Raw genomic sequence first — 25,490 nt, forward strand, 5'->3', positions numbered from 1 at the left:
TCCGGCGCCCGGATCACCACCGCAGGCGACTCAGGGCGACACCGCGTACGCCGCGGCGAGATCGATACGCAGCCAGCCGCCGTTGCGCCCGGACTGATCGAGCGGGTAACCACTTCGGATCGCCGTGCGACGCAGGATGTCCAGACGCTGCGCGTCGGTCAGTCGCGGGAACCGGCTACGCAGGAGGGCGGCGGCCGAGGCGGGGATCGCGTTGCGCTGGCCGGGCGACACGACCGGAAATCCGTACGTCATCATCCCGCGGTGCTCGGTGACCGCCTGCTGCGTGGTCAGGTACGGGGTGTCACGGGCGATGAAGTCATCGAGCGGCATGCCGACCGAGCGGCCGAGCTGGGTACGCAGCTGCGCACCGGCCTGCTCGACGAGGCGGGCGAACCGCGGGTCGGCCAGCCGAGCGGCGGCGATGTCGGTGCCCATGATCCGGCCGCCCATCACGTCCAGTGGATAGTGCACGCCGAGGACCATGCGGCTCCGGCCGATCTCACCGGCTCGCGCGATGATCTGCGGACCGAGCTCGGGCAGCCAGTACGCCAGCAGCGCGCCTTTCCAATAGGCCATGTTGGCGTGGCCCGAGGGGTAGGAGCCGTTGTTCGCGAGGTCTGAATAGAGGTCGCCACCCGGCTTGTTGTACTTCTTGATCGAGTTGGGCGCCACCACGAACGGTCGCGGATTGTCGTAGTACTGCTTCTCCAGGAGTGTCGTGCCGAGCGGGAGCCCCGCCCGAGCCGTGTCGCCACCGGCCAGCGCATCGACCTTGGGCAGCTTGCCCGCCGCGAGCAGCTGACGGAAGACGGTCCCCAATCGATCGCCGAGGGCGTCGGACAGCGACACCAGCCGGTCGTCGTAGTTGATCGAGATGGCGTCGGCCTGTTGCGCACGGGTCGCGGAATTGTTGATTCCCTTCACCTTCTGCAGGTTCGACGCGATGATGTCCGGACGATCCCGCCGAAGCCCCGCGAACCCGTCGAGGACGGGGATGTAGGTGCCCGACGACGGTACGTCGGAGGCGTAGGGTCCGACGAGCTCGGCGGGAGTGAACGGGGCCGGGGTGGCCACGGTCGGGGCCGCGGTGGCCACGCCACTCGCGACGAATCCCGTGACGAGGAGAATCGGGGTCAGGACAGAGATGACCGCAGAGCGCAACCGCAGAGTCGACACGGCTGGTAACTCTTCCCCGGTCGTGTTGATTGCGCAAGTGAACGATCGGTTACGGTGTGCGGCACAGCAGCGCGCGTGCGCGGCAGACCCGAGGTGATCGATGAGCAGCACCACCGCACATGTCACACAACTGTGGCGGCACCCGGTGAAGTCCATGGCCGGAGAACAACTCGAGACCGCCACTGTCGGCCGTCGAGGCGTGCTCGGCGACCGACTGTGGGCACTGCACGACGTGGAACGCGACACCACCATCTCGGCGCGGCGATTGCCCGCGGTCCTGCGTTTTGCCGCCCGCTATGTGAGCGCTCCCGGCCGCGACGCCGGACCGGGACAGGCACCGGCCGTGATCGTGACGGCACCGGACGGCACCGAACACCACAGCGACGATCCCGGCATCCACGCCGCTCTGTCGTCGCGACTCGATCGCGACGTACGCCTGGTCCCGCTGCCCGACGATCCGCGCGCGCATCGGCTTCCGTGGCGAGAGCGTCTCGGCACCCTGACACCCGGCGCCCTCGCCCGTGATCTCGGGATCGCCCCCGACGAGAAGATGCCGAAGATCTCGGACATGAATGCGAGAGCCCTCGCCACCCTGGCCCGGAATGCCACTCCGCCAGGGAGTTTCGTCGATCTCTGCCCGGTGCATCTGATCAGCGAGGCGAGCACCGCGACCATCGCCGACGCCATCGGCGACGACCATGTGGACCCGCGGCGCTTCCGCCCGAACATCGTCATCGCCGGGACCGCGAGCGGACTCCCGGAGGCCGAGTGGCCCGAGGCCACGATCGATCTCGGCAACGTGCGATTGCACGTCGTCATGAAGACCGTGCGCTGCGTGGTCCCGAGTCGCGAACACATCGACCTGCCACTCGACAAGCGGCTGACCCGGGCAGTCGCCTCGAGGGCCGACCGCTATCTCGGCGTCTACGCCGACGTCGTGCTGGCCGGTGAGATCCGCGTCGGGAACGTGCTCACCGTGACGCCACCGCGGCCGCCCAACCGCTTACAGCGCCTCGCGGGCACCGGACGCACTCTGGCCCTCGACGGCGCCAACCGGGCCGTCGAGCTCCTGCGGCGCCCCTGATCCGCACCCTCGCACCGACTTCCGGCTGCCGGCCCGGGTCACCAGGCCCGATCGGGATCCGCGTGCTGCCGTATCCAGGCATGCATCGCAATGCCCGCTGCCACACCGGCATTGATGCTCCGCGTCGACCCGAACTGCGCGATGGACACCGTGAGGTCGGCGTGACGTTGGGCGTCGTCGCTCACCCCGGGTCCCTCCTGACCGAAGAGCAGAACGCATTCGCGGGGGAGGTCGGCGGTCTCGAGTGGCCGTGCCCCCGGCGTGTTGTCCACCGCGACGACGGCGATCCCTTCCCCACGCGCCCAGTCGATGAGGTCGGCGACCGACTCGTGGTGCATCAGATGCTGATAGCGGTCGGTCACCATGGCCCCGCGACGATTCCAGCGCCGCCGGCCGACGATGTGCACGGCGGCCGCCGCGAACGCGTTCGCCGTCCGGACCACCGTCCCGATGTTGGCGTCGTGCGCGAAGTTCTCTATCGCCACGTGAAACGGATGCCGGCGGGCGTCGATGTCGGCGACGATCGCCTCGCGTGTCCAGTAGCGGTACGCGTCGACGACATTGCGGGTGTCGCCGTCGGCCAATAGGTCGGGATCGTATCGGGGATCTGTCGGCGCAGGCTCATCCCGCTCGTCGGCCCACGGCCCGACGCCCACCGCCGGCCCCGACCGTGGTTGCCACTCGGTCGGCCCGGGCTCGTCCACGCCTCAGGCCAGTCCGAGGTCGCTCAACCCGAGCAGCGAGCGGTACGGCACGCCGAGGGCGCCGATCACCTCGTCGGCCCCGGTGGCGCGGTCCACCACGGTGGCCACGCCGACGACCGTCGCCCCGACCTCTCGAGCTGCTTCCACGGCGGCCGATGGCGACGCGCCGGTGGTGGACGTGTCCTCGACGATGAGGACGTTCCGTCCGGCGATGTCGGGCCCTTCGATCCGACGCTGCATACCGTGGGTCTTGGCCGCCTTGCGCACCACGAACGAATCGATCTCGCGACCGGCCGCGTGCATGATCGAGGTGGCGACCGGGTCCGCGCCGAGGGTGAGACCGCCGACGGACAGGTAGTCCCAGTCGGCGGTGAGCTCCCGCATGAGGCTGCCGATCAGACGGGACGCCTCGTGATGCAACGTCGCGCGACGCAGGTCGACGTAGTAGTCGGCCTCCTTGCCCGACGACAACGTCACACGACCGCGCACCACGGCGAGTTCGGTGACCAGCTCGGCCAGTCGGGAACGTCCATCTTCGTTGACGCTTGGCGGCACAGGCGCGGACATGTCACGGCTCATTTCTCGCTGATGTTCTCCGGTGCGTGACGGACCGTCCGCAGCTCAGTTGCGGCGATGACGATTGGGGCGATCCGTCGGGGCGTTGGTGCCCGGGGGCATATCGTACGGCCGCGCGGGACGTCCACCTGCCGGTGGTGGCGTCGCGGCGCCCTCCCCCGGTTCCGCGGGTGGTCGCGGCCCTCCGGGTGCCTGGGCCGGCGGCTGCGACGGACGACGTACCGGCATCGGTTGCATCCGCCTGCCGCCGGTCGACGGTGTCCCCGACTTCGGCGCCGATGGCGGAGCGGAATCCGGCACCGCGCTCCACGCCCGCGTGGGTGCCTGCGGTGCTGGTTCGTCGGCGGGCGCGTTCTCGGCGGCCGTGATGCGTGCACGACGCTGCTTGTCACGCATGTTCTCGGTCTTCTCGTCCGCGAGCTCGGCACGGGTCGGTCCGTGCGGATCGCGCGGGTCCGGGGCGTCCTGCGGATCGGTGATCGGCGGCAACACCCGCAGCAGATCCGCGAACCGCCGGACCACCTCGAGTCCGGTGTCGAGATGATCGGTGTCGGTGGTCAACGGCATCGAGCCGAGAACCCAGTTCCCTTCGTTCCAGAGCACCTCGATGTAGGACGGCGTGGTGTTCGCCAGCGCAACCATCCGCCGGTCACACACCCTGCGGGCCACATCCAGGTTGTTGGAGAACATCACCCTCGGGCCCATGGCTCCGAGCAACTCGACGTCCTCTTCGGCCGGGGCGAGTACGTCCTCGTGCCGTAGGTCGACCACCACGGCCGACGCGACCGCGCGGCGGACCGCCACCACGGTCGCGGTGTCGACGAGGTCGAACACCGCAGCCTCCGCACCGGAGTAATGGCCGAATGCGACATCCTGGACCTCGACGTGGTCCGGCACGTTCATCGTCGCGCGATGAAAGACCTTGCGCAGTTTGGTATCCGACTCACGGAACTTGAACTCGTGCTGATCTCCCCAGACCGCGCGCTGATGTCGCGCAACACTGGAACGCTGGTGATCCAGCCACAACAGGACGCCGGCACCGGCCAGCGCCAACACGGCGATCACGAAATACACGATGGTCATCGCGCTACAGCCTACTATCGCCGCCGCCGTGACCCGTGCTCACGACATAACCTCGCTCCTTGTCGACGATGTTTTCCAGCACGTCGGACGGGGATCGCCCGTCCGAACCCAGGTAACGGCGCAGATTCGCGAGGAACAGGCGGGCGAGTTCGTCGCGCCAGCCCACCACGTCACCGCTCATATGCGCCGAGATCGCGACATTGTCCATCGCCCAGAGCGGGCTGGACGGATCGAGGGGCTCGTCGGTGAACACGTCGAGCGAGGCCGCACCGATCTCGCCTGCCGACAGCGCCTCGATCATCGCCGGCTCGTCGACGAGTTGACCGCGCCCGACATTGATCAGATGGGCGTCGTCGCGCATCGCCCGCAGAACGGTCGCGTCGATCATCCGATCGGTCTGCGGCGTCAGCGGCGCGATCGCCACCACATTGTCGAAGTCACCCACGAAGGAGGCGAGATCCGACGTCGGCAGCACGGTGCCGAAATCGGCGTCGGATTCGCGAGACGTCCGGCCCGCTCCGGTCACCCGCAGACCCACGGCGCTCAGCAACCGGGCGGTCGCCCGACCGATCCCCCCGGTCCCGATCACCAACGCAGACGAGCCCTCGGTCCGCACGGTCTCGCGATGGCGCCACACCCGCTCCGACTGCAAGGCCTTGGAAAGGTGTAACTGCTTGTCCCGAGCCAAGATCGATGCCAGGACAAACTCCGCGATCGGCCGGTCGAAGACGCCTGCGGCGTTGGTGACCACCACATCCGCCGAGCGCAGATCGTCGAACAGCAACGAGTCCACGCCGGCCGCACACACATGGACCCACCGCAGGTCGGCGGTCGCGGGCCCCCAATTGTCTTTCAGCGCACGGGAAAAGAAGTCCCACACCAGCAAGATTTCGGAGCCGGGAAGGGCATCGGGAAGCGTGTCGGCGGTGCAGTTCCGGATGGTCGCGAGGTCGGCGATCTCGTCCAGGTTGGTCGGTGGCGGGACCCCCGGGGCCCCGAGGAGTGCGATGGTCGGTCGTTTGGTGGCCACGCCCCCACCGTAACCAGATCCCTCGCTCCGCCGCCTCCGAGCGCGCCCGACGCCCCGCGCGGATCGGCGACATGGGGTATTGACAGCATCCTGTCACATTTGACAGAATGCTGACATACCGATCAGAGGAGTGCGAGCCATGCAAACCGTTCATCTGGCCATCTATCCGACCCTCGCCGACTGGGAGTACGGCTATGTGGCGGCCGGCATCAACAACCCCGAATACCAGCGCGAACCGGGCGCCTTCCGGATCGTCACCGTCGGCGCGTCCCCCGACCCGATCCGCACCATCGGCGGCCTCACGATCGTCCCGGACACCACGCTCGACGACGTGTCACCGAGCGACAGCGCCATGCTCGTCCTGCCCGGCGCGCAGATCTGGGACGCCAACGACGAGTTCGTCGCCGCCGCCCGGCGCTGGGTCGAGGCCGGCGTACCCGTCGCGGGAATCTGCGGCGCGACTGTCGGATTGGCCCGAGCAGGCCTCCTCGACGACCGGGCTCACACCAGCAACGCGGCCGCCCAGCTCGAACCCACCGGATATGCGGGCGCCGCGAACTACGTCGACGCTCCCGCCGTGACCGACCGCGGGGTGGTCACGGCGGCGGCCGTGGCGCCCGTCGACTTCGCCCGCGAAGTGTTCGCACTGCTCGGCGTGTACGACCAGAGCGTCCTCGACGCCTGGTACCGGCTCTACGCTCACCAGGACCCGAGTGGCTTCTACGCCCTGACCGGACCGGAATGAGTGACAATCTCCAGCGCCTGCTCTCCGACAGCGCGCTGACCACATTCCGCCTGAACGGCCAGTTCCTCGCCCTCGCCGAGGAACTGGCCCGGCCCGCGGGCATCACCGCAACGCGATGGCAGGTCATCGGCGCGGTCCTCGACGATCCGCTCACCGTCTCCGACATCGCCCGCGCGATGGGCATCACTCGCCAGAGCGTCCAGCGGACGGCAGATCTGCTCGCCGACGACGGCCTCGTCGAGTACCGCGACAACCCCGGCCACCGTCGCGCCAAACTCGTCTACGTGACGCCCGCCGGTGTCGAGGCAAACCATCGCATCAACCCGGACCACCGGGCCGCGGCGGACCGAATCGCCGAGCACATCGCGCCCGCCGAGTGGCAACGGGCAGTGGACGCGCTCCACGCCCTGAGCAGGGCACTCGATCGCTCGCAGTAGTCGCGCACATCGCCGTCGGTGACGTTCCCGGCCGCGCATCAGCGGGACCACTGTCGAATTGTTGACAATCCGACGATCGACCGTCACCGTGGACGCATGACCGTCACCGCCGAATCCATGCAGACCGCCCAGACCGCGACGCTCAGCCCCGCACTCAAACAGGCCACGCCCGTCGTGGTCGACCATGCGCTCGGCTCGTGGATTCACGGAACGGACGGCAACGACTACCTCGACTTCACCACCGGCATCGGTGTCACCAGCACCGGCCACTGCCACCCACGCGTCGTGGCGGCCGCCCAGGAGCAATGCACCAAGATCATCCACGCCCAGTACACGACCGTGATGCACCCGCCGCTGCTCGAGCTGACCGAGAAGCTCGGACACGTCCTGCCACTCGGACTCGACTCCGTCTTCTACGCGAACTCGGGGTCGGAGGCCGTCGAGGCGGCGATCCGCCTCGCCCGCATGGCCACCGCACGCCCGAACATCGTCGTGTTCCAGGGCGGGTTCCACGGGCGCACCGTGGCCGCTGCCAGCCTGACCACCGCGGGAACCAAGTTCTCCGCAGGCTTCTCGCCGCTGATGGCCGGCGTCCACATGTCGCCGTTCCCGTACGCCTATCGCTACGGCTGGGACACCGACACCGCCGTCGACTTCGCGCTGCGCGAGCTCGACTACCTTCTGCAGTCGCGGGTCGCACCCAACGACACCGCCGCCTTCCTCATCGAGCCGGTGCTCGGCGACGGCGGCTACCTGCCGACGCCGCCGCGCTTCCTGGAAGGGCTGCGAGAGCGCGCGGACCGCCATGGCATCGTGCTCATCCTCGACGAGGTGCAGGCGGGCTTCGGCCGCACCGGCAAGTTCTGGGGTCATCAGCATGCCGCCGACCTCACTCCTGACATCCTCATCACCGCGAAAGGCCTGGCCTCCGGGTTCCCGATCTCCGCGATCGCCGCGTCCACCGAACTGATGAGCAAGGCCTGGCCGGGCTCGCAGGGCGGCACCTACGGCGGCAATGCGGTGGCCGCGGCGGCCGCTGTCGCCACCATCGACGTCATCCACGACGAGAACCTCGTGGACAACGCACGTGTCCGTGGCGAGCAGATGCTCGCCGGACTGCAGCAGATCGCCACCGGGTTCGACGCGATCGGCGACGTCCGCGGTCTCGGCCTGATGGCAGGCATCGAGTTCGTCACCGCCGGCGACGGCACCACGCCGGTGCCCGACGCGGCCGCCGCCGCGGCCGTCCAGCAGGCCACCACCCGGCACGGCCTGCTGACCCTCACCTGCGGGCCCGCCGGCAATGTCGTGCGGTTGATCCCTGCGCTCGTGGTCACCGAGGACGAGATCGCGACGGGCCTCGACCGATTCGCCGCCGCCCTGTCAGACGCGCTCCCACGCGATACGCTCGGTTGAGATGACACATGCCCCCACCGCCGGCGGTACGCAGACCGATGTCGCCGGAGACCTCGACGCCCTCGGCGTCGAGGTCGACTCCTCGTCGCGGCGTCTCGCCGAGTACTCCTACGACGCCTCCAACTACCGGATCCGTCCGGTCGCCGTGGTGTTCCCCCGCGACGCCGATGATGTGGCGCGCACGGTGTCGTACTGCCACCGCCATCGCATCCCCCTGATCCCGCGTGGGGGCGGCACCTCGATGGGCGGCAACGCCATCGGACCCGGCATCGTGATGGACCTGTCGCGCCACATGAACCGGGTTCTGTCGGTCGACACCGAAACCGGGACGGCCGTCGCGGAGTCCGGCATCGTCCTGACGACGCTCGCCGCGCAGGCGCGCTCCGCCACCGACGGCAGGCTCACGTTCGCGCCCGACCCGTCGTCGGCGTCACGCGCCACTCTCGGAGGCGCCATCGGCAACGATGCATGTGGGAATCACTCTGTGCGCCATGGCCGTACCACCGACCACGTAGAGGAGCTGTTCCTGGTCACCGCGGACGGTCAGCGCCTGACCGCCACCCGTCACGGCGTCGAGGCGACGGACCCCACCGACGAAGCGGCGGCCGAGCGCGCAGCGGAGCTCACCCGCCGTCTGAGCGACCTCGCAGCCCAGCACATGGCGATCCTGCGCACCGACCTGGAGACCATTCCCCGTCAGGTGTCCGGATACCACTTGGCGAAGCTGTTGCCGGAGAACGGCTTCGATGTGGCCCGTGCACTCGTCGGCAGCGAAGGGACCTGCGCCGTCGTGGTGGGCGCGCGGGTCCGGCTGGTACCGGTCGCCGCCTCGCCACTGCTGATCTGCGTCGGGTATCCGACCGTCAGCGACGCCGCGCGCGACATCCCGGCGATCCTGCCGTATGCGCCATCGGCGGTGGAGGGCATCGACCGCAAGATCGTCGCGACGATGGCCGCACGCCGTGGTCGCGACACCGTGTCCGCGCTACCCGGGGTGACCGACCGCGACTGCACCGCATGGCTGTTCATCGACATCGACGAGCAGAGCGCCGCGCGCAAGTCCGAGACCGATGTCGGTGCCACCGCGAAGCTGCTCCTCGACGAGCTCCGCTCGCAAGGGCGGATGATCGCGGGCACCACGGTTCCCGATCCGGTTGCGCGCAAGACACTCTGGCGTGTTCGTGAGGACGGCGCCGGTCTGTCGTCCCGGCTCGCCGATCCCGACGACGAGAGCGTCGGCGCCGACTACGAATCCTGGCCGGGGTGGGAGGACGCCGCCGTCGCCCCCGAGCGGCTCGCCGACTACCTCGACGACTTCACCGACCTCCTGGACCGTCACCGCCTCACCGGGGTGATGTACGGGCATTTCGGCGCGGGCTGCATGCACGTGCGGATCACCTTCGATCTACGCAGCGACGAAGGGCGCGCCGTGATGGACAGTTTCTGCACGGACGCAGCACGACTCGTGGTCGCACATGGTGGGTCACTGTCCGGCGAGCACGGCGACGGACGCGCACGGTCGGCGCTGCTGCCCATCATGTACACGCCTGCGATGCTGTCCACCTTCGCCGAGTTCAAGCAGATCTGGGATCCGCAGGGGACGCTGAACCCGGGTTCCATCGTCGATCCGCCGCCCATCACCGACGATCTCGCACTCGCAGGCGTCCCACCGCGCACCTGGCCGACCATGTTCCGGCTCGGTGTCCCCGATCCGTCCGCCCCGGGTGCCGCACCGGACGGCGCACACACAGCCCCGCCCGACCCGTTCGTGCACGCGGTGCAGGGCTGCATCGGCGTCGGCCGCTGTCGGTCAACCTCCGGCGGAGTCATGTGCCCGAGCTACCGCGCCACCCGCGACGAGAAGGACTCCACGCGCGGTCGCGCGCGCGTCCTGCAGGACATGGTCCGCACCGCGCCTGACGTCGAGACCGGCTGGCAGTCAACCGATGTCGCCGAGGCGCTGGATCTCTGCCTGTCGTGCAAGGCATGCTCCACCGACTGCCCCACGGGCGTGGACATGGCCACCTACAAGTCCGAGTTCCTGCATCACCACTACCGCGGTCGCCGTCGGCCGATGTCGCATTACTCGTTGGGGTGGATGCCCGCATGGCTCGGTGTGGCGGGCACCCTGGCGCCCGCGATCAACGCGGCGTTGAAAAGTCCGCTGCGCCGCCTGGCCGCACGCACCGGAGGCCTCGACCCGCGACGAAGCATGCCCCGATTCGCCACCAGGCGCGCTCGGCGTGACCATGTGGCCGCACTGCCCCCGGTCACCGCGGCCACCGACACGGTGCTGTTCGTCGACTCGTTCACCAAGGCGTTCCGCCCGCATGTCGCCACTGCCGCCGCCGAGGTGCTCGGGTCGACGGGCGATACGGTCGGGTGCAGCGCCGACAACTGCTGTGCCCTCACCTGGATCTCCACCGGCCAATTGACACATGCCCGCAAGGTGTTGTCGCGGACCGCCCAGAACCTCGACGACGGCACCGACCGCCCGATCGTGGTGCCGGAACCCAGCTGCGCGGCTGCCCTCCGCAAGGATCTGCCGGAATTGGTGCACACCGATGCGGCGCACCGGGTGTCGTCGCGGGTGCACAGTTTCGCCGACCACCTGTCCCGCCTCGTGGAGGCAGGCTGGCGGCCCGAAGGCCTACCCGACGCCGTCACGCTGCAGACCCACTGCCACGAGCACGCGGTGTTCGGCGCGACCACCGGAGCCGCGGTCCTGCAGTCGCTCGGCGTCGAGGTCCACACCGCCGACGGATGCTGCGGCGTCGCCGGCAACTTCGGCTTCGAGCAGGGACACTACGAGGTCAGCGTGGCGGTCGCCGAGCATGCGCTTGCCCCGGCGCTGCGCACTGCACCCGATCGACCGGTGATCACCGACGGTTTCAGCTGCGCCATGTCCGTCGACCACCTGGCCGCCACCGATCCGGCCATCTCGTCGACCGGCCTGCACCTCGCCGAGCTCCTCACCAGGGGAGCCACCCCCCGACCGCCGACGGCAACCCCAACCGAACCCACCCACCCCGAAGGAGCGTGACCATGACCGCCACCATCTCCCCCACCGCTGCCGCCCAGGCGATCTCGCGCATCCACACCGACCTCTTCATCGACGGCCGATGGTCGCCTGCCGCGTCCGGCGCCACCTTCACCGTCGAGAACCCGGCCACCGGTGAGGCGCTCGCCGAGGTCGCCGACGGCAGCGCCGACGACGCGCGCCGCGCATTGCAGACCGCTGCCGACCACCAGGCCGCCTGGGCCGCGACATCGCCCCGCTCGCGCAGCGAGATCCTCTACCGCGCCTACCAACTCATCATCGACCGCGCCGACGAGATCGCGTCCGTGATGACCGCGGAGATGGGTAAGCCCTTCGCCGAGGCGCGCGGCGAGGTCGCCTACGGCGCCGAGTTCTTCCGCTGGTTCGCCGAGGAGGCGGTCCGCATCGGGGGCGACCACACCATCACCGGCGACGGCGCCAACCGCGTCGTCGTCAGCAAGCAGCCCGTCGGCCCCTGTGTCCTCGTCACGCCCTGGAACTTCCCGCTCGCCATGGGGACACGCAAGATCGGGCCCGCGGTCGCCGCCGGTTGCACGATGGTCTTCAAGCCGGCCGAACTCACCCCGCTCACCGCGCTGCTGCTCACCGAGATCCTCGCCGAGGCAGGGCTTCCCGACGGCGTGCTCAACGTCGTCACGACCTCCGATCCGAGTGCCGTCGTCGGCGAGTGGATGACATCGGGCAAGGCCCGCAAGGTCAGCTTCACGGGGTCCACCGAGGTCGGCAAGATCCTGCTCGGCCAGGCCGCCGGTACGGTGATGCGCACCTCGATGGAACTGGGCGGCAACGCGCCGTTCATCGTGTGCGCCGACGCCGACGTCGACCGTGCCATCGAGGGTGTGATGGTGGCGAAGATGCGCAACATGGGGCAGGCGTGCACCGCCGCCAATCGGATCTTCGTGCACCGGGCCGTACTCGACGAGTTCACCGAGAAGCTGAGCGCCCGGATGGGCGGCCTCGTCGTCGGCGACGGTAGCCACGACGGCACGCAGGTCGGTCCGCTCGTCGAGGAGAAGGCCGTCGACAAGGTGACCGCCCTCGTCTCCGACGCCGTCGAGCGTGGCGCACAGATCGTCTGTGGCGGCGAACGTCCCGACGGCGCCGGGCATTTCTACCCGCCGACCGTGCTGACCGACGTCGACCCGGCCGCCGACCTCATGCACACCGAGATCTTCGGGCCCGTCGCCGCGATCATCCCGTTCGGGTCCGACGGCGCCGGCGCTGCCGCGGGTTCCTCCGACGACGACGAGGTCGTCCGGCTCGCCAACGACACGCCCTGGGGCCTGGTCGGCTACCTCTTCACCCGCGACATCGACCGTGCCGATCGGCTGTCGACCCAGCTGGAGGTCGGTATGGTCGGCGTGAACACCGGACTCGTCTCGAACCCGGCGGCGCCCTTCGGCGGCGTGAAGCAGTCGGGCCTCGGACGCGAGGGCGGCCGCCTGGGGATCGAGGAGTTCCTGGACGTCAAATACATCGCCCGACCCATCCCGACGCCGTAGTCACCGTCCCCACCCAGATCAACCTGACAGGAGACCCGGATGTACCTGGGCGCTCAGCTGTTCACCGACAGCGAGTACGAGCAGCGGCTGACCCGTGTCCGCGAAATGATGGATCGGCAGGGGCTCTCGGCGATCATCGTCACCGATCCGGCGAACATCTTCTATCTGATCGGCTACAACGCGTGGTCGTTCTACACCCCGCAAATGCTGTTCGTGCCGGTCGACGGCGAGATGGTGTTCTTCGCCCGTGAGATGGATGCGCATGGCGCACACCGCACCACATGGCTTGCCGAGGATCAGATCGTCGGCTATCCGGAGAGTTACGTGCATCGCCCGCACGTCCATCCGTTCGATTGGGTGGCATGGGCACTGCGCCAGCGATTCCTCATCGCACCGGCCTCCAAGGGCTCGGTCGGGTTGGAGATGGACTCACACTTCTTCTCCCCCAAGGCCTATCGCGCGCTGTACAACGCGATCCCGGAGTGGAAACTCGTGGACAACTTCGAGTTGGTCAACTGGGTGCGGTCGGTGAAGTCCGATGCCGAGGTGCAACTCATGCGACAGGCCGGGATGGTCTGTTCGGAGGCCATGCGGGCGGCGATCGACACCATCGATGTCGGTGTGCGCCAGTGCGATGCCGCTGCGGCCATCTCGCAGGCGCAGATCACCGGAACAGACGACTTCGGCGGCGACTACCCGGCGATCGTGCCGATGATGCCGACCGGCGCGGCGGCCGACACCCCACATCTCACCTGGCATCAGGGCACCTTCGTCGAGGACGAGGCCGTCGTCATCGAGCTCACCGGCGCACACAAGCGCTACCACTGTCCGCTGGCCAGGACCGTGTCGCTGGGAAAGCCGTCCAAGGATCTCGACTACGTCGCCAACGCGACCGCAGAGGGTCTCAACAACGTGCTCGACACCATCCGCCCAGGAGTGGCGACGCGAGAGCTCGCCTCCACGTGGAACTGGACGCTCGCCAAGTACGGGCTGGAAAAGCCCTCGCGCCTGGGATATTCGATCGGCATCGGTTATCCCCCCGACTGGGGTGAGCGCACCATCAGCATCCGGACCGAGGACGAGACGATCCTCGAGACCAACATGACCTTCCACATCGTCTGCGGAATGTGGATGGACGACTACGGTTTCGAGCTGTCCGAGTCCGTCCGGGTGAGCCCGACCGGCGTGGAGACGTTCACCAGCTTCCCACGCGAACTGATCCGCAAGTAGAGATCCACGAGCTCCAGCACCGACGAATTGAGGTGACCACGATGACCGCCACCACCGAACCCACCACCCACGATCTGCGACGATCGGCGCCAACCCTGCCACTGGCCGGACGGGCCAAAGACCTGGTCGGGTCGATGATCGATTCGTCGACGTCACTGCTGGCATCGCAATCCCACGACATCGTGCGGTTCGCGATGGGCTCGCCTGCCGACGAGGCGGTGCCTGCGGACGAGTTCCGTCAGATCGCAGGCGAGATCCTCGACAACTCGTCGTTCACCTACGGCGCCACCGAGGGTGAGCCACGCCTGTTACAACTGCTCGTCGACTATCTCGCGACCACTCCGGACCCGTCGAGTCATGAACGACTGGTCATCACCACCGGCGGCATGCAGGGACTCGACCTCGCGTGCAAGCTCTTCGTCGATCCCGGCGACCTGGTGATCGTGGAGTCACCGACCTACACCAACGGCAGCGCGACGGCCCTCTCCTACGGCGCACAACTGCTCGAGGTCCCGGTCGACGAGGACGGCATGCAGGTCGACGCGCTGGAAGATCTGGTCGCACACACCCGCCTGACCCCCAAGGCGATCTACACGATCCCCACCTTCCAGAACCCGTCCGGCGTCACGCTGTCGGAGGAACGACGACGCGAACTGCTGCGGCTGGCCCATCAGTGGGGCTCGATGATCATCGACGACGACCCGTACGGGCTGCTGCGGTTCGCCGGCACCGACATCCCCACGTTCCAGACACTGAGCCCGCAGGACCCGCTGGTGTTCTCCGTGCGCACGTTCTCGAAGATCCTCGCGCCGGGCTGGCGGGTCGGCTGGGTCGACGCCGACCCGTCGTTGCGACAGTTGCTGATCAATGGCAAACAGGCCATGGACACCTGCACCAACGTGCCCAATCAACACATCGTCGCGGAGTACATCGCGCGTGGCGGCCTCGAGGATCATCTGGCCGGGATCCGAAACCTCTATCGGGAGCGCAAGGAGGCGATGATCGACTCCATCCACCGGCACCTCGGTGACCGCGTCGACACCACCGACCCCGAGGGCGGGTTCTTCCTGTGGGTGACGCTGCGCGAGGAGTTCGCCGAGATCGACACCCGCGAGCTGTTCGAGGTGGCCCTGGCCGATGGAGTGGCCTTCATCCCGGGTCCGGCGCTGTCGCCCGGCGGTCGGTTCCGCAATGCGCTGCGCCTGTGCTTCGCCTCGAGCACCCCGGAGCGGATCGACGAAGGTATCCGCCGGTTGACCACGAGCCTCGAGAAGATGGCTCATACTCCATGAGTGATCGAAGCACGACGAACGGATGAAAGGTGATGCGGTGTCGCTGACCGAGGCAGAGGCCGGCGTACTCTCCCACATCAACGCCGACACCATCGCGATGCTCACGGCCTCGCTCGTGGAGGCCTCCAGCGAGAACCCGGGCGGTACCGAGGGTGCTGCGGTGGACGTGCTCCAGAAGGCCTGTCGCTCGGCAGGCTTCACGGTGAGCACCCACGATGTGGCCTCCGAACGGCCGAACCTCGTGGCGACGCTACCGGCAGGCGACGGCCCCGGTCTGATGGTCCTCGGCCACTCCGACGTGGTGCCCGCGGGACCGGGCTGGACGTCGGATCCGTATCGACCGCGGTTCGCGGACGGACGGATCTACGGCCGGGGCACCACGGATATGAAAGGTGGCCTGGCCGCGGCGGTGATCGCGATGCAGGCGCTGTCGCACGCGTCGGCTTACGGGGCGGAACTGTCGGGCCCGGTCCAGCTCGTCTGCACTGTCGACGAGGAGGAGCACGGCATCGGCGTCCGCGATTTCGTGACCCGCAGGCCGGAGCACTCCTTCGCGGGCTGCATCGTGGCCGAACCCACCGATCTGACCGTCGTCCGCGGGTGCCGCGGCGCCTCCTACATCGAGATCGACATCACCGGTCGCGCTGCGCATTCCGGTCGTCCCGCCGACGGGCGCAACGCCATCGAGGCTGCCGCGTCGATCGTCGATCTCATCCGGTTCGACCATCAGCAACTCGCGATGGACGCCGACGACCTGCTCGGCTCCGGTACCTGGAATGTCGGCACGATCGAAGGCGGACAGGGTATCTCGGTGGTCGCGCCGACGTGCCATCTCGGCATCGATCGGCGCCTGATGCCCGAGGAGGATCCGCACGCCATCGCCGAGCGACTGCGGGCGGCAATCCGGGAGTCGGCCATCGACACCGACGGTGTCACCGTGGACGTCCGGGTCACCATGGAGATGCCCGGCTTCGCGACGGCCGCCGACCATCCGCTGGTGACGACCACGGTCTCCGCGGTCACCGACGGCGGGCGGGCCACGTCGGTAGGCGGCTGGAGCGCGGCCTGTGACGGCGGATTCGTGCACCGCGATCTCGGGATTCCGGCAATCGTCTTCGGGCCCGGCGACATTCACGCCGAAGCGCATCAGCCAGACGAGTCGGTGTTGATCGCCGATCTGGAGAGCGCCGCACGCGCATACGCGCTCACCGCACTGCGCCTCCTGCGCTGACAAAACAGTTCCCGCTCCCCCGGGTGTCGAGGGAGCGGGAACCGTTGTCGGTGCGCGACCGCGCGTGCTACGGCTTCATGCCCTGCAGCATGCTGAAATCGTTCTCCTTGCTGGGGATCTCCGTGCCACGGATCGAACAGCCCGCAGTCTCCTTCAGGAACACCATCGCAACCAGTCCGATCGCGCAGGCGCCCATCATGTACACCGCCGGGAACAGGTTCCAGCCGGTGTTCTCGACGACGGCGTCGTTCACGAGCGGGGCCGTGCCACCGAACGCAGCGGTTGCCACGTTGTAGGAGATCGCGAAGCCTGCGTATCGCACCTGCGTCGGGAACATCGCCGGGAAGGTGGCCGAGATGGTGGCCAGCTGCGGTATGTAGAGCAGGCCCAGGATGACGAAACCGACGATCGCCCAGGCGAATCCCTGACCCATGAGCCAGTAGAGCGGCAATGCCAGGATGAACAGGCCGATCAGCGACCCCCACCACATCGGTTTTCGGCCGGTGGAGTCGGACCAGCGCCCGAAGAACGGGATCATCGCCATCATCACCACCTGCCCGATGAGCACGACGACAGAACCCGAGGTCTCGGACAGGCCGATCGTGTTCTTCAGATAGCTCGGCTGATACGCCAGCAGCGTGTAGTTCACGACGTTGAGCGCGATGACCATCCCGAACATCACCAGGATCGGGTGCCAGTAGTTGGTGAGCAGGTCCTTGAATCGTGTCCAGGCGGTGCCCTTGATCTCGTCTTCCTGCTCGAGCTCCTGGAACACCGGGGTGTCCTCCATCTGCGACCGCAGATAGAGACCGATGAGACCCATCGGCAGCGCGATCAGGAACGGGATGCGCCAGCCCCACGTCTGCATCTGATCGTCGGTGAGCAGCAACTCGAAGAGCAGGACGATCGCCGTACCGGCGCTGAAGCCGGCCAAGGTGCCGAACTCCAGGAACGAACCGTATCGCCCGCGCTTCTTGTCCGGGGCATATTCGGCCATGAACGTTGCGGCACCGCCATATTCACCACCGGTGGAGAAGCCCTGGATCACCCGCAGCAGGATCAGCAGAATGGGTGCCCACACCCCCGCGACCGCATGCGTCGGCAACACGCCGATCAGCGCCGTGGCTCCCGAGATCAACAGGATCGTCATGGCCAGAACCGATTTGCGGCCGATGCGGTCGCCGATCGGACCCCAGACCATCCCGCCGAGTGGGCGGAGCACAAAGGAGATCGCGAAACCCAGCATGGTGCCGATGCTTCCGAGGTCACCGGGAAAGAATGCCTCGGTGAGATATGTCGCGGTGGCGGCGTAGACGCCGTAGTCGTACCACTCGGTCGCATTGCCGATGGCGGATGCGCCGATGGCCTTGCGGAGCAGCGATCTGCCCTCTGGGGATTCCGGGTCCGGGGCGAGTTCGTCATACGTCGCCGGTGAGGATGCCTCAGTCATCTGTGCCTTCCTGAAGGATTCGTTCGGCCAGTTGTCTTCTAGCTCAACTCACATCGGTGGACAGAGATCGGTGAAGCAGTGGATCAGGCGGTCGAAGCGGCCCCCGATGACTCGCCTGCACCGACCAGTCGGTGCAGACCATCCTTCATGTGTTCGATCATCAATGTGTCAGCAGCCGTTGCGTCCCCCGACGCTATGGCGTCCACCAATGCCTGGTGCTCGTCGATCCGCTCCTTCCCCGATGAATATGTCCCACGCATAGCGCGCAGGCACATCCGCGTTTCCACGAGAATAGTCTCGTGGAGACGTGAAAGCCGCTGACTATGCGCATGTTCCACCAAAATCTGATGAAACTCCATGTCCGCCTCGGCCATTTCGGCACTGTTGGGATCGTCGATGAACCCACGCATCCGCGACACCGCGGCATTGAGGTCGTCGATGGCGGCCTGATCCCCGCTGACGATCACCTGTTCGATGGCCGCCCGCTCGATCGCCGTCCGCGCCACATACATGTCGCGGATGTCGTCCTCCTCCATCGACACCACGAACAACCCGCGGTTGCGGTGGCTGACCAGCAACCCCTCGGCGGTCAGTCGCTGCATCGCCTCACGCAACGGTCCGCGGCTGACCCCGAGGTCGGCCGCCAGGCCGGACTCGGTCAACTGCGAGCCAGGCGGGAAGTTACCGCTCGCTATCGCGTCGTGCAACTTCCGGGCGATGATCGCAGGTGTCGACTCCTGCACCAGTGGTGTCAGAATTCTCTTCCGCCCTTGGCTCTTGTCCTGCGAAACACTCATCGACATTACCTCTAGTTCTTACCCTGATGCACGCGCATAGGACAGTACTTCGCCCCGGGCACCGCCCATCCAGACGTCGTTGCAAGCCGCGGCGAACTCGTCGAGGCCGGAGACAATGGTCGCGAAGACGTTGCCCGGAACCCATCCGACATCGCCGTTGACCAGCAGGTTGTTGCGTCCGTAGAACACCGCGAGATCGATGAGCAGCTGATGCTCGCCCGGCGCGGACCCGGACTCGTATCCATACGCCGGATTGGTCAGAACCCCGTCAAACGTGAAGTAGCAGAGGTCTCCCGGAATGGGCGTCACCGTGGTGTTCTCCGGCCCCGGCTCGGCCGGGGCGAACGATGGAAGTAACGCGTAGATCTCATTTCGGGCAAATTTCCCGTGATACACCTGTCCGCCGAGAGGCAGCGCGTCCCATACCGCGGCGGCGGTGCGGGGCGCTTCGTCGTCGAGCAGGCGTGCCACGGCTGTGACGTCACGCTGCTCGAGGCGAACGGAGATGAACCGGTCGGTCATCGAACTCCTTCCAGGGTGGCCGATCGCGCCACGGATTCGTAGGCCGCTGCGACACGCAGGACCATGTTGTCGTGATGTCGGGCTCCGACGATCTGCAGTCCGGTGGGCAGACCCGCCCCGTCGTCGGTGTCGTCGAATCCGCTCGGCACCGTGATGGCGGGCTGTCCGGTGAGATTGAACGGATACGAATACGGTGTCCACGACGTCCAGTCGGAACTCTCGGAATGTGCCGGAACATCAACGCCTGCTTCGAAGGCCACCGTCGGCATCGTCGGGGTGACCAGCACGTCGAACTCCTCGTGCAGCTTGCCCGTCTCGACACCCATCGACATCCGCAATGCGGTGGCGTCGAGGTAGTCCGCGGCGGTGAATCCACTGTGCCGCAACAGAGCTTGCCGGAGCCCTGGATCGATCTTCGCCATCCCTCCGGGCCCGAATGCACGCACCACCATCTCCGCACCGCTGAACCACAGGATGTGATAGGCCCACGCCGGGTCCTCCCACTCGAGGTCCACCACGGTCACGTCGGCGCCGAGATCACGCAGAACTTCCACTGCGGCGTCGGTGTTCCGTTGGACAGCAGGGTCATTCGACCCGTAACCGAGGGTGGGACTGTATCCGATCCGCACGCCTGCAAGGTCCGGCGGCACCTGCGCCAGCAGGTCGGAGGTCCGCTGCGTCGGAGTGGGCATCGCCGACCAGTCGCGGGAGTCGAACCCGCTGAGCACGTCGAGCATGGTCGCGCAGTCGCCAACCGTACGGGTCATCGGCCCGGCATGGGCGAGCGTGCCGAACGGGCTTGCCGGGTAGAGCGGGATGCGACCGTACGTCGGTTTGAAACCCACGATGCCGCAAAAGGATGCCGGGATGCGAATGGAGCCACCGCCATCGGTGCCGACCGAGAGCGTACTGAGGCCCGCGGCGACCGCGGCCCCGCTCCCGCCACTCGACCCGCCGGAGGTTCGGTCGGTGTTCCACGGATTTCGCGTGACGCCACATCGCAGGCTGTCGGTGACACCCTTCCACCCGAACTCGGGAGTGGTCACCTTGCCGAGCAGTACGGCACCCGCCTCGCGCAGTCGTGCGACCGCGGGCGCGTCGACGTCCCAGTCGAGGTCGTCGGGTTCGATCAGCTCCGAACCACGCAGGGTCGGCCAGCCGGCGGTCAGCAGAAGGTCCTTGATGCTGACCGGGACACCATCGAGAGGGCCCAGCGGACGACCAGTGACGTACCGCTGCGCCGAGGCACGTGCGTCGGCGAGCGCCGAGTCGGCGTCGACCAGGCAGTAGGCGTTGATCGCGGCGTTTCCGGCACCGATCGCGTCGAGATGTTCGGAGGCCACCTCCACCGGCGACAACTCGCCGGAGGAGAAGCCGGACACCAGGTCGGCGGCGCTGAGCCAGCGTGCGGTCGTTTCCATCGGTTCCTTCGGCACATCTCGACGTTCTTGGTAGATTGTTGACAATCTACTCGGGAGGTGAACGGGTGACAACCAGAACGCCCACAGTCGTCATGCTGTATCCAGGACACGCCGCGGAGGACGACTACCCGCTGGCCGAGAGCGTCCTCGGCGGTGCGGCGTCGTTGCCGGTGATCATCACCGACATCGAGTCCGACGACCACACGGTCGAGGCGATGCGTGCGGTCGGGACCGGGCAACGACTTCTCGACGGGGCCCGGCAGGCCGCGAGACACCACCCCGATGCGCTCATGTGGGCCTGCACCTCCGGCAGCTTCCTGTACGGCTGGACGGGTGCGCACGAGCAGGTCGCCGAGATCTCCGATGCGACCGGGCTCCCGGTGTCCTCGACGTCGCTGGCGTTCGCGGCCGCGTGCCAGGAACTCCAGGTCACCTCGGTCGCCGTCGCGGCGACGTATCCGACCGCCGTCGCCGACGGATTCAGCGCGTTCCTCGCCGATGCGGGCGTCGCGGTGGTGTCCGCCGCCGCGCACGACATCGAGACCGCGACCGAGGCCGGCTCCGTCGACGGCGACAACCTCTTCGAGATGGCCCGGGCTGTCGACACCGATGACGCGGAGGCCATCCTGCTGCCCGACACCGCGTTACACACGATCGGATGGATCGAGGACCTGGAACACGACCTGGGCAAACCGATCCTCACAGCCAATCAGGTCACGATCTGGCAGGCACTCCGGCTGGTCGATCGACAGGTCCGCGCCGAGGGACTCGGCCGGCTCTTCCGCGACGTCGGCGTCACCGCACGAAGCGGTACCCCATCCCCGATTCGGTGAGGAGGTTCTTCGGATTCGTCGGGTCGTCCTCGAGTTTGCGACGCAGACTGGCCAGGTAGACCCGCAGATAGTTGGTCTGCGTGACATACGTCGGTCCCCATACCGCGGTCAGGATCTCCCTCTGCCCCACCAGCTTTCCTTCGTTGCGGACAAGGATCTCGAGAATCCCCCACTCGGTCGGCGTCAAGTGCACCGGCACACCGTCGCGTGTCACCGACTTCGCCGCCAGGTCGACGACGAACCCCCCTGCCTCGACGACCGGGATGGCGGGTCCGTCGACCGAGGCCGCGCCGCGTCGTACCGCGGCACGGAGCCTGGCCAAGAACTCCTCCATGCCAAAGGGTTTGGTGACGTAGTCGTCTGCGCCTGCGTCCAGGGCGGCCACCTTGTCGGCCGCGTCGGTGCGGGCCGATAGCACGATCACCGGGACATTCGTCCATCCCCGCAGGCCTTCCAGAACGGTCAGGCCGTCGAGGTCGGGCAGGCCCAGGTCGAGGACCACGACCTGTGGGTCCGTTCGTGCAGCAGCCGTCAGCGCGTCGGTTCCGTTCGACGCCGTGGTCACCGAGAATCCCCGGGCGTTCAGATTGATCCGCAAGGCGCGCAGCAGTTGTGGCTCGTCGTCGACCACCAGCACCCGGACGTGCGCGCTCATCGGGCCGCGTCCGCGTCGTTGCGATCGGCCGACATCGGTAGCGAGACCACCATCGTGGTACCTCCGCCGGGCGTCTCGGCTGCCTCGAGGGTTCCGCCGATCGCGGTCACGAAACCGCGTGCCACCGACAGCCCGAGCCCCACGCCCGACGACGCACCGTTCTGGTCGCCGTACTGATGGAAGGCGGTGAACACCCGCGCACGCTCGTCAACCGGGATGCCCGGACCATGGTCGACCACCCGGATGACGCACCACCGCCCGCCATCTCCGGTCCCGTCGTATGGGGTGGGTTCCGCCGACGACCCGTTCGCGTTGCCGATCCCCGCGGTCACCGAGACCTCACCACCGCCATGGCGTACCGCGTTGTCGATCAGGTTGGCCAGCGCCCGTTCCAGTAGGCCCGCATCGGTGTACGCCCACGCCTGCTCGAGTTCCACGGCGACAGTGGGCGAGTCCGGGTCCCGGCGGTACACGGCAGCCATCGCCCGATGCACGACCTCGGCCAGGTAGGTCCGATGCAGTTCGGGACGCACCGCACCGGCCGCGAGTCGGGAGGAGTCCAGCAGGTTGCCGACGAGTGCGGCCAGTTGATCCACCGATTCCTCCACGGTGGCGAGGAGTTCCGAGGTGTCCTCGGCGCTGAAGGTGACATCGGTGCTGCGCAGACTCGACACCGCGGCCTTCGCCGCCGCCAGCGGCGTGCGCAGATCATGACTCACCGCCGACAACAGGGCACGCCGTAATTCGTCGGCGTGTGCGATCGCACCGGCCTCGGCCGCTTCGGCCTCGAGCTGGTGCCGTTGGACGGCACCGGCGGCCTGGGTCGCGACCGTGGTGAGGACCCGACGGTCCCGACCGCCCAGCTTCGGTCCCGCCAACCACAGTTCGTACTCCCCGCCGGGTACCGGACAGATCGTCACCGCGTCGTTCTCGACGATCGGTGCGTTCGCCCCGACATCCGAGGCCACCTCGATCAGTCCTCGGTCCCGTCGGCGGATCAGCGCCACCCCCTCCTGGTCGTATGTCTCGCGGACCCGTTCGAGCATTCCGGGTACGTCAGCACCGCCGAGCACCGCACTGGAGAACAGTGACAACAGCTCGGCGTCCCGCCCGGCACGCTGTGCCTGGACACGTCGTTTCGCGGCCGAGTCCACCAGTGCGGCAACGGCGATCGCGATCACCAACATCACCATGATGGTGATCAGGTTGTCCGGCTCGTCGATCGTGAACGTGAAACGGGGGTCGGTGAAGAAATAGTTGAGGAGCAGGCCCGACACCACCGCCGACAATGCCGCAGGCCCGATACCGCCGAGCAACGACACCGCCAGCACCGCGACGAAGAACAGGGCCGACTCGCTGGCGAACCCGAGCCAGCGGTCGAGCCACGCGAGGACGCCGGTCACCACCAGCGGGACGACGACCGCGGCCAGCCAGCTCAGCGGCCGATGAAAACGCGTCTCGCGGATGTCGAGGCGGTTGCGGCGACGTGTCTCCTCGTGCGTGACCATGTGCACGTCGATGCGACCGCTGTCGCGGACCACGGTGGTGCCGACGCCTTCGTCGAGGATGCGCTGCCACCGCGGTCGCCGCGACGTACCCAGGACGAGCTGCGTGGCGTTCACCCCACGTGCGAAGTCCAGCAGCGTCACCGGGATGTCGTCGCCGACGACGGTGTGGATCTTGGCACCGAAGCCGGCGGCGAGCTCGCGAAGGGCTGCCATGTCGAGGGATACCGGATCGGCGAGCCCATCTCCACGGACGACGTGGACGGCCACGAGATCGGCGCTGGACCGGGAGGCGATCCGGCTCGCGCGGCGCAACAACGTCGACGATTCCGGTCCCCCGGTGATGGCGACGGCCACCCGCTCGCGGGTTTCCCAGGTATCGGTGATCGCATGTGCCGCACGGTAATCTGCCAGATTGTCGTCGACCTGGTCGGCCAGCCACAGCAGTGCGAGTTCACGCAGCGCCGTCAGGTTCCCCTGCCGAAAATAGTTCGACAATGCCCCGTCGATCCGTTCGCCCGGGTAGACCTTGCCGGCGGTCAATCGTTGTCGGAGGGCCTCCGGCGCGATGTCGACGAGTTCGATCTGGTCCGCGGCACGGACGACGTCGTCGGGCACGGTCTCACGCTGGGTGATCCCGGTGATCTGCGCGACGACGTCGTTCAGGCTCTCGAGATGCTGGATGTTGATCGTCGAGAGAACGTCGATACCGGCGTCACGAAGCGCTTCGATGTCCTGCCAGCGCTTCGCATTTCGCATTCCCGGCGCGTTGGTGTGAGCGAGTTCGTCGACCAGTGCGACCTGCGGCCTGCGCGCGAGGACCGCTTCCAGATCCATCTCCGCGAGGACAGTGCCCCGGTGCTCCACGTCGCGTCTGCCGATGACCTCGAAGCCCTCGACGAGCGCTGCGGTGGCCACCCGTCCGTGTGACTCCACCACGGCGACAACGGTATCGACACCCTCGTCGACGAGCCCACGGGCGGTGGCGAGCATCTCGAATGTCTTGCCGACGCCCGGAGCACAGCCGAGGAAGACCTCGAGACGCCCCCGGTCATCACCTGCCGCGGCCATGTCGACCAGTGTATCGGCCGACGACCCGGTCGCGGGTCATCGGTGACATGACGGCGCTGTGCGGCCCAGCGCGAGGTTGACCTCCACGACGTTGACCCGGGACTCCCCCAGAAAGCCCCACTGCCGCGCACTGGTGTTCTGGTCCACGATTGCTCGCACCTGCTGCTCCGACATGCCGTTGGTGCGGGCGATCCGTGGCACCTGCAGGGCCGCATACGCCTCGCTGATGTCGGGATCGAGGCCGGAGCCGGAACCGGTCACCGCGTCAGCGGGGACGGCGGACGGGGCCACACCCTCGCGTCGAGCGATGATGCTGCGCCGAGCATCGATCCATGCCCTCAGATCCTCGTTGCCGGGTCCCTTGTTGCTCGCGGCCGACGCCGCCGGATCGCCGGGCGCCATCGGATCGTCGGCGGAGCCCAGTACCCGCGCATGCAAATAGGGATCCGGCTGCCCGGCAGGCGCGTGTGGGTCGACACCGATCAACGACGAACCGACTGCGCACCCACGCGCATCGACGAGTTGGGAGCCCTCTGCGGAGCCGGCACCGATGCGTGAAACCGCCCACACCGCAGCCGGATACGCGACGCCGAGCAACACCGTGAGCGCGAGGAGCACGCCGACTGCCGCGACACATTGGCGCGTGAGACCTGATACGACCGTTTTCAC

22 protein-coding genes are annotated in these 25,490 nt (G+C 67.7%); 10 read left to right on the top strand and 12 right to left on the bottom strand.

Annotated elements, in window-relative coordinates; translation table 11 throughout:
- Positions 1 to 30 precede the first annotated feature (30 nt).
- Positions 31 to 1,176: an acid phosphatase gene (locus IDF66_RS06655; RefSeq protein ID WP_317628605.1), complete on the bottom strand. Its 1,146-nt coding sequence runs from the start codon at positions 1,174 to 1,176 to the stop codon at positions 31 to 33.
- Between the two features lie 100 nt (positions 1,177 to 1,276).
- On the opposite strand from IDF66_RS06655, the gene IDF66_RS06660 reads away from it, so the two are divergent.
- Positions 1,277 to 2,260, top strand: a complete 984-nt coding sequence (locus tag IDF66_RS06660) for an MOSC domain-containing protein (protein ID WP_190266117.1) — start codon at positions 1,277 to 1,279, stop codon at positions 2,258 to 2,260.
- 38 nt (positions 2,261 to 2,298) lie between these two features.
- Here IDF66_RS06660 and IDF66_RS06665 read toward each other — a convergent pair whose 3' ends face one another.
- Genes IDF66_RS06665 through IDF66_RS06680 form a run of 4 tightly spaced genes read right to left on the bottom strand, consistent with a single transcriptional unit; the run spans position 2,299 to position 5,653 of the window.
- Positions 2,299 to 2,964 (bottom strand): TrmH family RNA methyltransferase, encoded by a 666-nt coding sequence (locus tag IDF66_RS06665; protein WP_190266118.1) that lies wholly within the window; start codon positions 2,962 to 2,964, stop codon positions 2,299 to 2,301.
- A gap of 3 nt (positions 2,965 to 2,967) precedes the next feature.
- Positions 2,968 to 3,531, bottom strand: coding sequence for an orotate phosphoribosyltransferase (locus tag IDF66_RS06670; protein ID WP_203589419.1), 564 nt, complete (start codon positions 3,529 to 3,531; stop codon positions 2,968 to 2,970).
- A gap of 54 nt (positions 3,532 to 3,585) precedes the next feature.
- On the bottom strand, positions 3,586 to 4,623 hold the full coding sequence (locus IDF66_RS06675; RefSeq protein ID WP_190266119.1) for a type III secretion system chaperone family protein: 1,038 nt from the start codon (positions 4,621 to 4,623) through the stop codon (positions 3,586 to 3,588).
- 4 nt (positions 4,624 to 4,627) lie between these two features.
- Positions 4,628 to 5,653, bottom strand: a complete 1,026-nt coding sequence (locus IDF66_RS06680; protein WP_190266120.1) for a D-2-hydroxyacid dehydrogenase — start codon at positions 5,651 to 5,653, stop codon at positions 4,628 to 4,630.
- Positions 5,654 to 5,792: 139 nt separating this feature from the next.
- Here IDF66_RS06680 and IDF66_RS06685 point away from each other — a divergent pair, with 139 nt between their 5' ends.
- The 8 genes from IDF66_RS06685 to IDF66_RS06720 all read left to right on the top strand — a co-directional run bounded on the left by IDF66_RS06685 (position 5,793) and on the right by IDF66_RS06720 (position 16,567).
- A complete protein-coding gene (locus IDF66_RS06685; protein WP_190266121.1) occupies positions 5,793 to 6,398 on the top strand; it encodes a DJ-1/PfpI family protein in 606 nt (201 codons plus the stop codon).
- Complete coding sequence (locus IDF66_RS06690; protein WP_190266122.1) at positions 6,395 to 6,835, top strand: MarR family winged helix-turn-helix transcriptional regulator; 441 nt, start codon at positions 6,395 to 6,397, stop codon at positions 6,833 to 6,835. Before IDF66_RS06685 ends, IDF66_RS06690 begins: the two co-directional genes overlap by 4 nt.
- A gap of 96 nt (positions 6,836 to 6,931) precedes the next feature.
- Positions 6,932 to 8,251 (top strand): aspartate aminotransferase family protein, encoded by a 1,320-nt coding sequence (locus tag IDF66_RS06695; RefSeq protein WP_190266123.1) that lies wholly within the window; start codon positions 6,932 to 6,934, stop codon positions 8,249 to 8,251.
- A gap of 1 nt (position 8,252) precedes the next feature.
- On the top strand, positions 8,253 to 11,294 hold the full coding sequence (locus tag IDF66_RS06700; RefSeq protein ID WP_190266124.1) for an FAD-binding and (Fe-S)-binding domain-containing protein: 3,042 nt from the start codon (positions 8,253 to 8,255) through the stop codon (positions 11,292 to 11,294).
- A 2-nt stretch (positions 11,295 to 11,296) separates the two neighbouring features.
- Entirely contained in the window at positions 11,297 to 12,814 is a 1,518-nt protein-coding gene (locus IDF66_RS06705) for an NAD-dependent succinate-semialdehyde dehydrogenase (protein WP_190266125.1), read from the top strand.
- A 39-nt stretch (positions 12,815 to 12,853) separates the two neighbouring features.
- Entirely contained in the window at positions 12,854 to 14,044 is a 1,191-nt protein-coding gene (locus tag IDF66_RS06710; RefSeq protein WP_164310733.1) for a M24 family metallopeptidase, read from the top strand.
- A 41-nt stretch (positions 14,045 to 14,085) separates the two neighbouring features.
- The gene (locus IDF66_RS06715) at positions 14,086 to 15,336 is read left to right on the top strand and encodes an aminotransferase-like domain-containing protein (RefSeq protein ID WP_190266126.1); all 1,251 of its coding nucleotides are present in this window, start codon (positions 14,086 to 14,088) and stop codon (positions 15,334 to 15,336) included.
- A gap of 22 nt (positions 15,337 to 15,358) precedes the next feature.
- Positions 15,359 to 16,567: a M20 family metallopeptidase gene (locus IDF66_RS06720; protein ID WP_190266127.1), complete on the top strand. Its 1,209-nt coding sequence runs from the start codon at positions 15,359 to 15,361 to the stop codon at positions 16,565 to 16,567.
- 67 nt (positions 16,568 to 16,634) lie between these two features.
- Here IDF66_RS06720 and IDF66_RS06725 read toward each other — a convergent pair whose 3' ends face one another.
- From IDF66_RS06725 to IDF66_RS06740, 4 genes are all read right to left on the bottom strand, one after another.
- Positions 16,635 to 18,017 carry an MFS transporter gene (locus tag IDF66_RS06725; RefSeq protein WP_190266128.1) on the bottom strand — a complete coding sequence of 461 codons (1,383 nt, stop codon included), beginning with the start codon at positions 18,015 to 18,017 and terminating at the stop codon, positions 16,635 to 16,637.
- An 83-nt stretch (positions 18,018 to 18,100) separates the two neighbouring features.
- A complete protein-coding gene (locus IDF66_RS06730; protein ID WP_190266129.1) occupies positions 18,101 to 18,820 on the bottom strand; it encodes a GntR family transcriptional regulator in 720 nt (239 codons plus the stop codon).
- A gap of 12 nt (positions 18,821 to 18,832) precedes the next feature.
- Positions 18,833 to 19,336: a DUF3830 family protein gene (locus IDF66_RS06735; RefSeq protein WP_164310728.1), complete on the bottom strand. Its 504-nt coding sequence runs from the start codon at positions 19,334 to 19,336 to the stop codon at positions 18,833 to 18,835.
- Entirely contained in the window at positions 19,333 to 20,757 is a 1,425-nt protein-coding gene (locus tag IDF66_RS06740; RefSeq protein WP_190266130.1) for an amidase, read from the bottom strand. Before IDF66_RS06740 ends, IDF66_RS06735 begins: the two co-directional genes overlap by 4 nt.
- A 92-nt stretch (positions 20,758 to 20,849) precedes the next feature.
- On the opposite strand from IDF66_RS06740, the gene IDF66_RS06745 reads away from it, so the two are divergent.
- On the top strand, positions 20,850 to 21,590 hold the full coding sequence (locus tag IDF66_RS06745) for a maleate cis-trans isomerase family protein (RefSeq protein ID WP_190266349.1): 741 nt from the start codon (positions 20,850 to 20,852) through the stop codon (positions 21,588 to 21,590).
- On the opposite strand, the gene IDF66_RS06750 is transcribed toward IDF66_RS06745, so the two are convergent.
- Genes IDF66_RS06750 through IDF66_RS06760 form a run of 3 tightly spaced genes read right to left on the bottom strand, consistent with a single transcriptional unit; the run spans position 21,553 to position 25,490 of the window.
- Positions 21,553 to 22,245 carry a response regulator gene (locus tag IDF66_RS06750; RefSeq protein ID WP_190266131.1) on the bottom strand — a complete coding sequence of 231 codons (693 nt, stop codon included), beginning with the start codon at positions 22,243 to 22,245 and terminating at the stop codon, positions 21,553 to 21,555. The two genes, IDF66_RS06745 and IDF66_RS06750, sit on opposite strands and share 38 nt — an antisense overlap.
- Complete coding sequence (locus IDF66_RS06755) at positions 22,242 to 24,821, bottom strand: sensor histidine kinase (protein ID WP_190266132.1); 2,580 nt, start codon at positions 24,819 to 24,821, stop codon at positions 22,242 to 22,244. The genes IDF66_RS06750 and IDF66_RS06755 overlap by 4 nt, the downstream gene beginning before the upstream one ends.
- A 36-nt stretch (positions 24,822 to 24,857) precedes the next feature.
- A complete protein-coding gene (locus IDF66_RS06760) occupies positions 24,858 to 25,490 on the bottom strand; it encodes a potassium-transporting ATPase subunit C (RefSeq protein WP_190266133.1) in 633 nt (210 codons plus the stop codon).

This window comes from Gordonia hankookensis (genome assembly GCF_014673215.1).
Lineage (GTDB): Bacteria > Actinomycetota > Actinomycetes > Mycobacteriales > Mycobacteriaceae > Gordonia > Gordonia hankookensis.

What these genes read in the sequence shown, in the direction of transcription:
- IDF66_RS06660 (WP_190266117.1), top strand. Translation starts at nt 1,277, where the DNA reads ATGAGCAGCACCACCGCACATGTCACACAACTGTGGCGGCACCCGGTG.
- IDF66_RS06670 (WP_203589419.1), bottom strand. Translation starts at nt 3,531, where the DNA reads ATGTCCGCGCCTGTGCCGCCAAGCGTCAACGAAGATGGACGTTCCCGA.
- IDF66_RS06675 (WP_190266119.1), bottom strand. Translation starts at nt 4,623, where the DNA reads ATGACCATCGTGTATTTCGTGATCGCCGTGTTGGCGCTGGCCGGTGCC.
- IDF66_RS06685 (WP_190266121.1), top strand. Translation starts at nt 5,793, where the DNA reads ATGCAAACCGTTCATCTGGCCATCTATCCGACCCTCGCCGACTGGGAG.
- IDF66_RS06690 (WP_190266122.1), top strand. Translation starts at nt 6,395, where the DNA reads ATGAGTGACAATCTCCAGCGCCTGCTCTCCGACAGCGCGCTGACCACA.
- IDF66_RS06695 (WP_190266123.1), top strand. Translation starts at nt 6,932, where the DNA reads ATGACCGTCACCGCCGAATCCATGCAGACCGCCCAGACCGCGACGCTC.
- IDF66_RS06700 (WP_190266124.1), top strand. Translation starts at nt 8,253, where the DNA reads ATGACACATGCCCCCACCGCCGGCGGTACGCAGACCGATGTCGCCGGA.
- IDF66_RS06705 (WP_190266125.1), top strand. Translation starts at nt 11,297, where the DNA reads ATGACCGCCACCATCTCCCCCACCGCTGCCGCCCAGGCGATCTCGCGC.
- IDF66_RS06710 (WP_164310733.1), top strand. Translation starts at nt 12,854, where the DNA reads ATGTACCTGGGCGCTCAGCTGTTCACCGACAGCGAGTACGAGCAGCGG.
- IDF66_RS06715 (WP_190266126.1), top strand. Translation starts at nt 14,086, where the DNA reads ATGACCGCCACCACCGAACCCACCACCCACGATCTGCGACGATCGGCG.
- IDF66_RS06720 (WP_190266127.1), top strand. Translation starts at nt 15,359, where the DNA reads ATGAAAGGTGATGCGGTGTCGCTGACCGAGGCAGAGGCCGGCGTACTC.
- IDF66_RS06725 (WP_190266128.1), bottom strand. Translation starts at nt 18,017, where the DNA reads ATGACTGAGGCATCCTCACCGGCGACGTATGACGAACTCGCCCCGGAC.
- IDF66_RS06730 (WP_190266129.1), bottom strand. Translation starts at nt 18,820, where the DNA reads ATGTCGATGAGTGTTTCGCAGGACAAGAGCCAAGGGCGGAAGAGAATT.
- IDF66_RS06735 (WP_164310728.1), bottom strand. Translation starts at nt 19,336, where the DNA reads ATGACCGACCGGTTCATCTCCGTTCGCCTCGAGCAGCGTGACGTCACA.
- IDF66_RS06740 (WP_190266130.1), bottom strand. Translation starts at nt 20,757, where the DNA reads ATGGAAACGACCGCACGCTGGCTCAGCGCCGCCGACCTGGTGTCCGGC.
- IDF66_RS06745 (WP_190266349.1), top strand. Translation starts at nt 20,850, where the DNA reads ATGCTGTATCCAGGACACGCCGCGGAGGACGACTACCCGCTGGCCGAG.
- IDF66_RS06750 (WP_190266131.1), bottom strand. Translation starts at nt 22,245, where the DNA reads ATGAGCGCGCACGTCCGGGTGCTGGTGGTCGACGACGAGCCACAACTG.
- IDF66_RS06755 (WP_190266132.1), bottom strand. Translation starts at nt 24,821, where the DNA reads ATGGCCGCGGCAGGTGATGACCGGGGGCGTCTCGAGGTCTTCCTCGGC.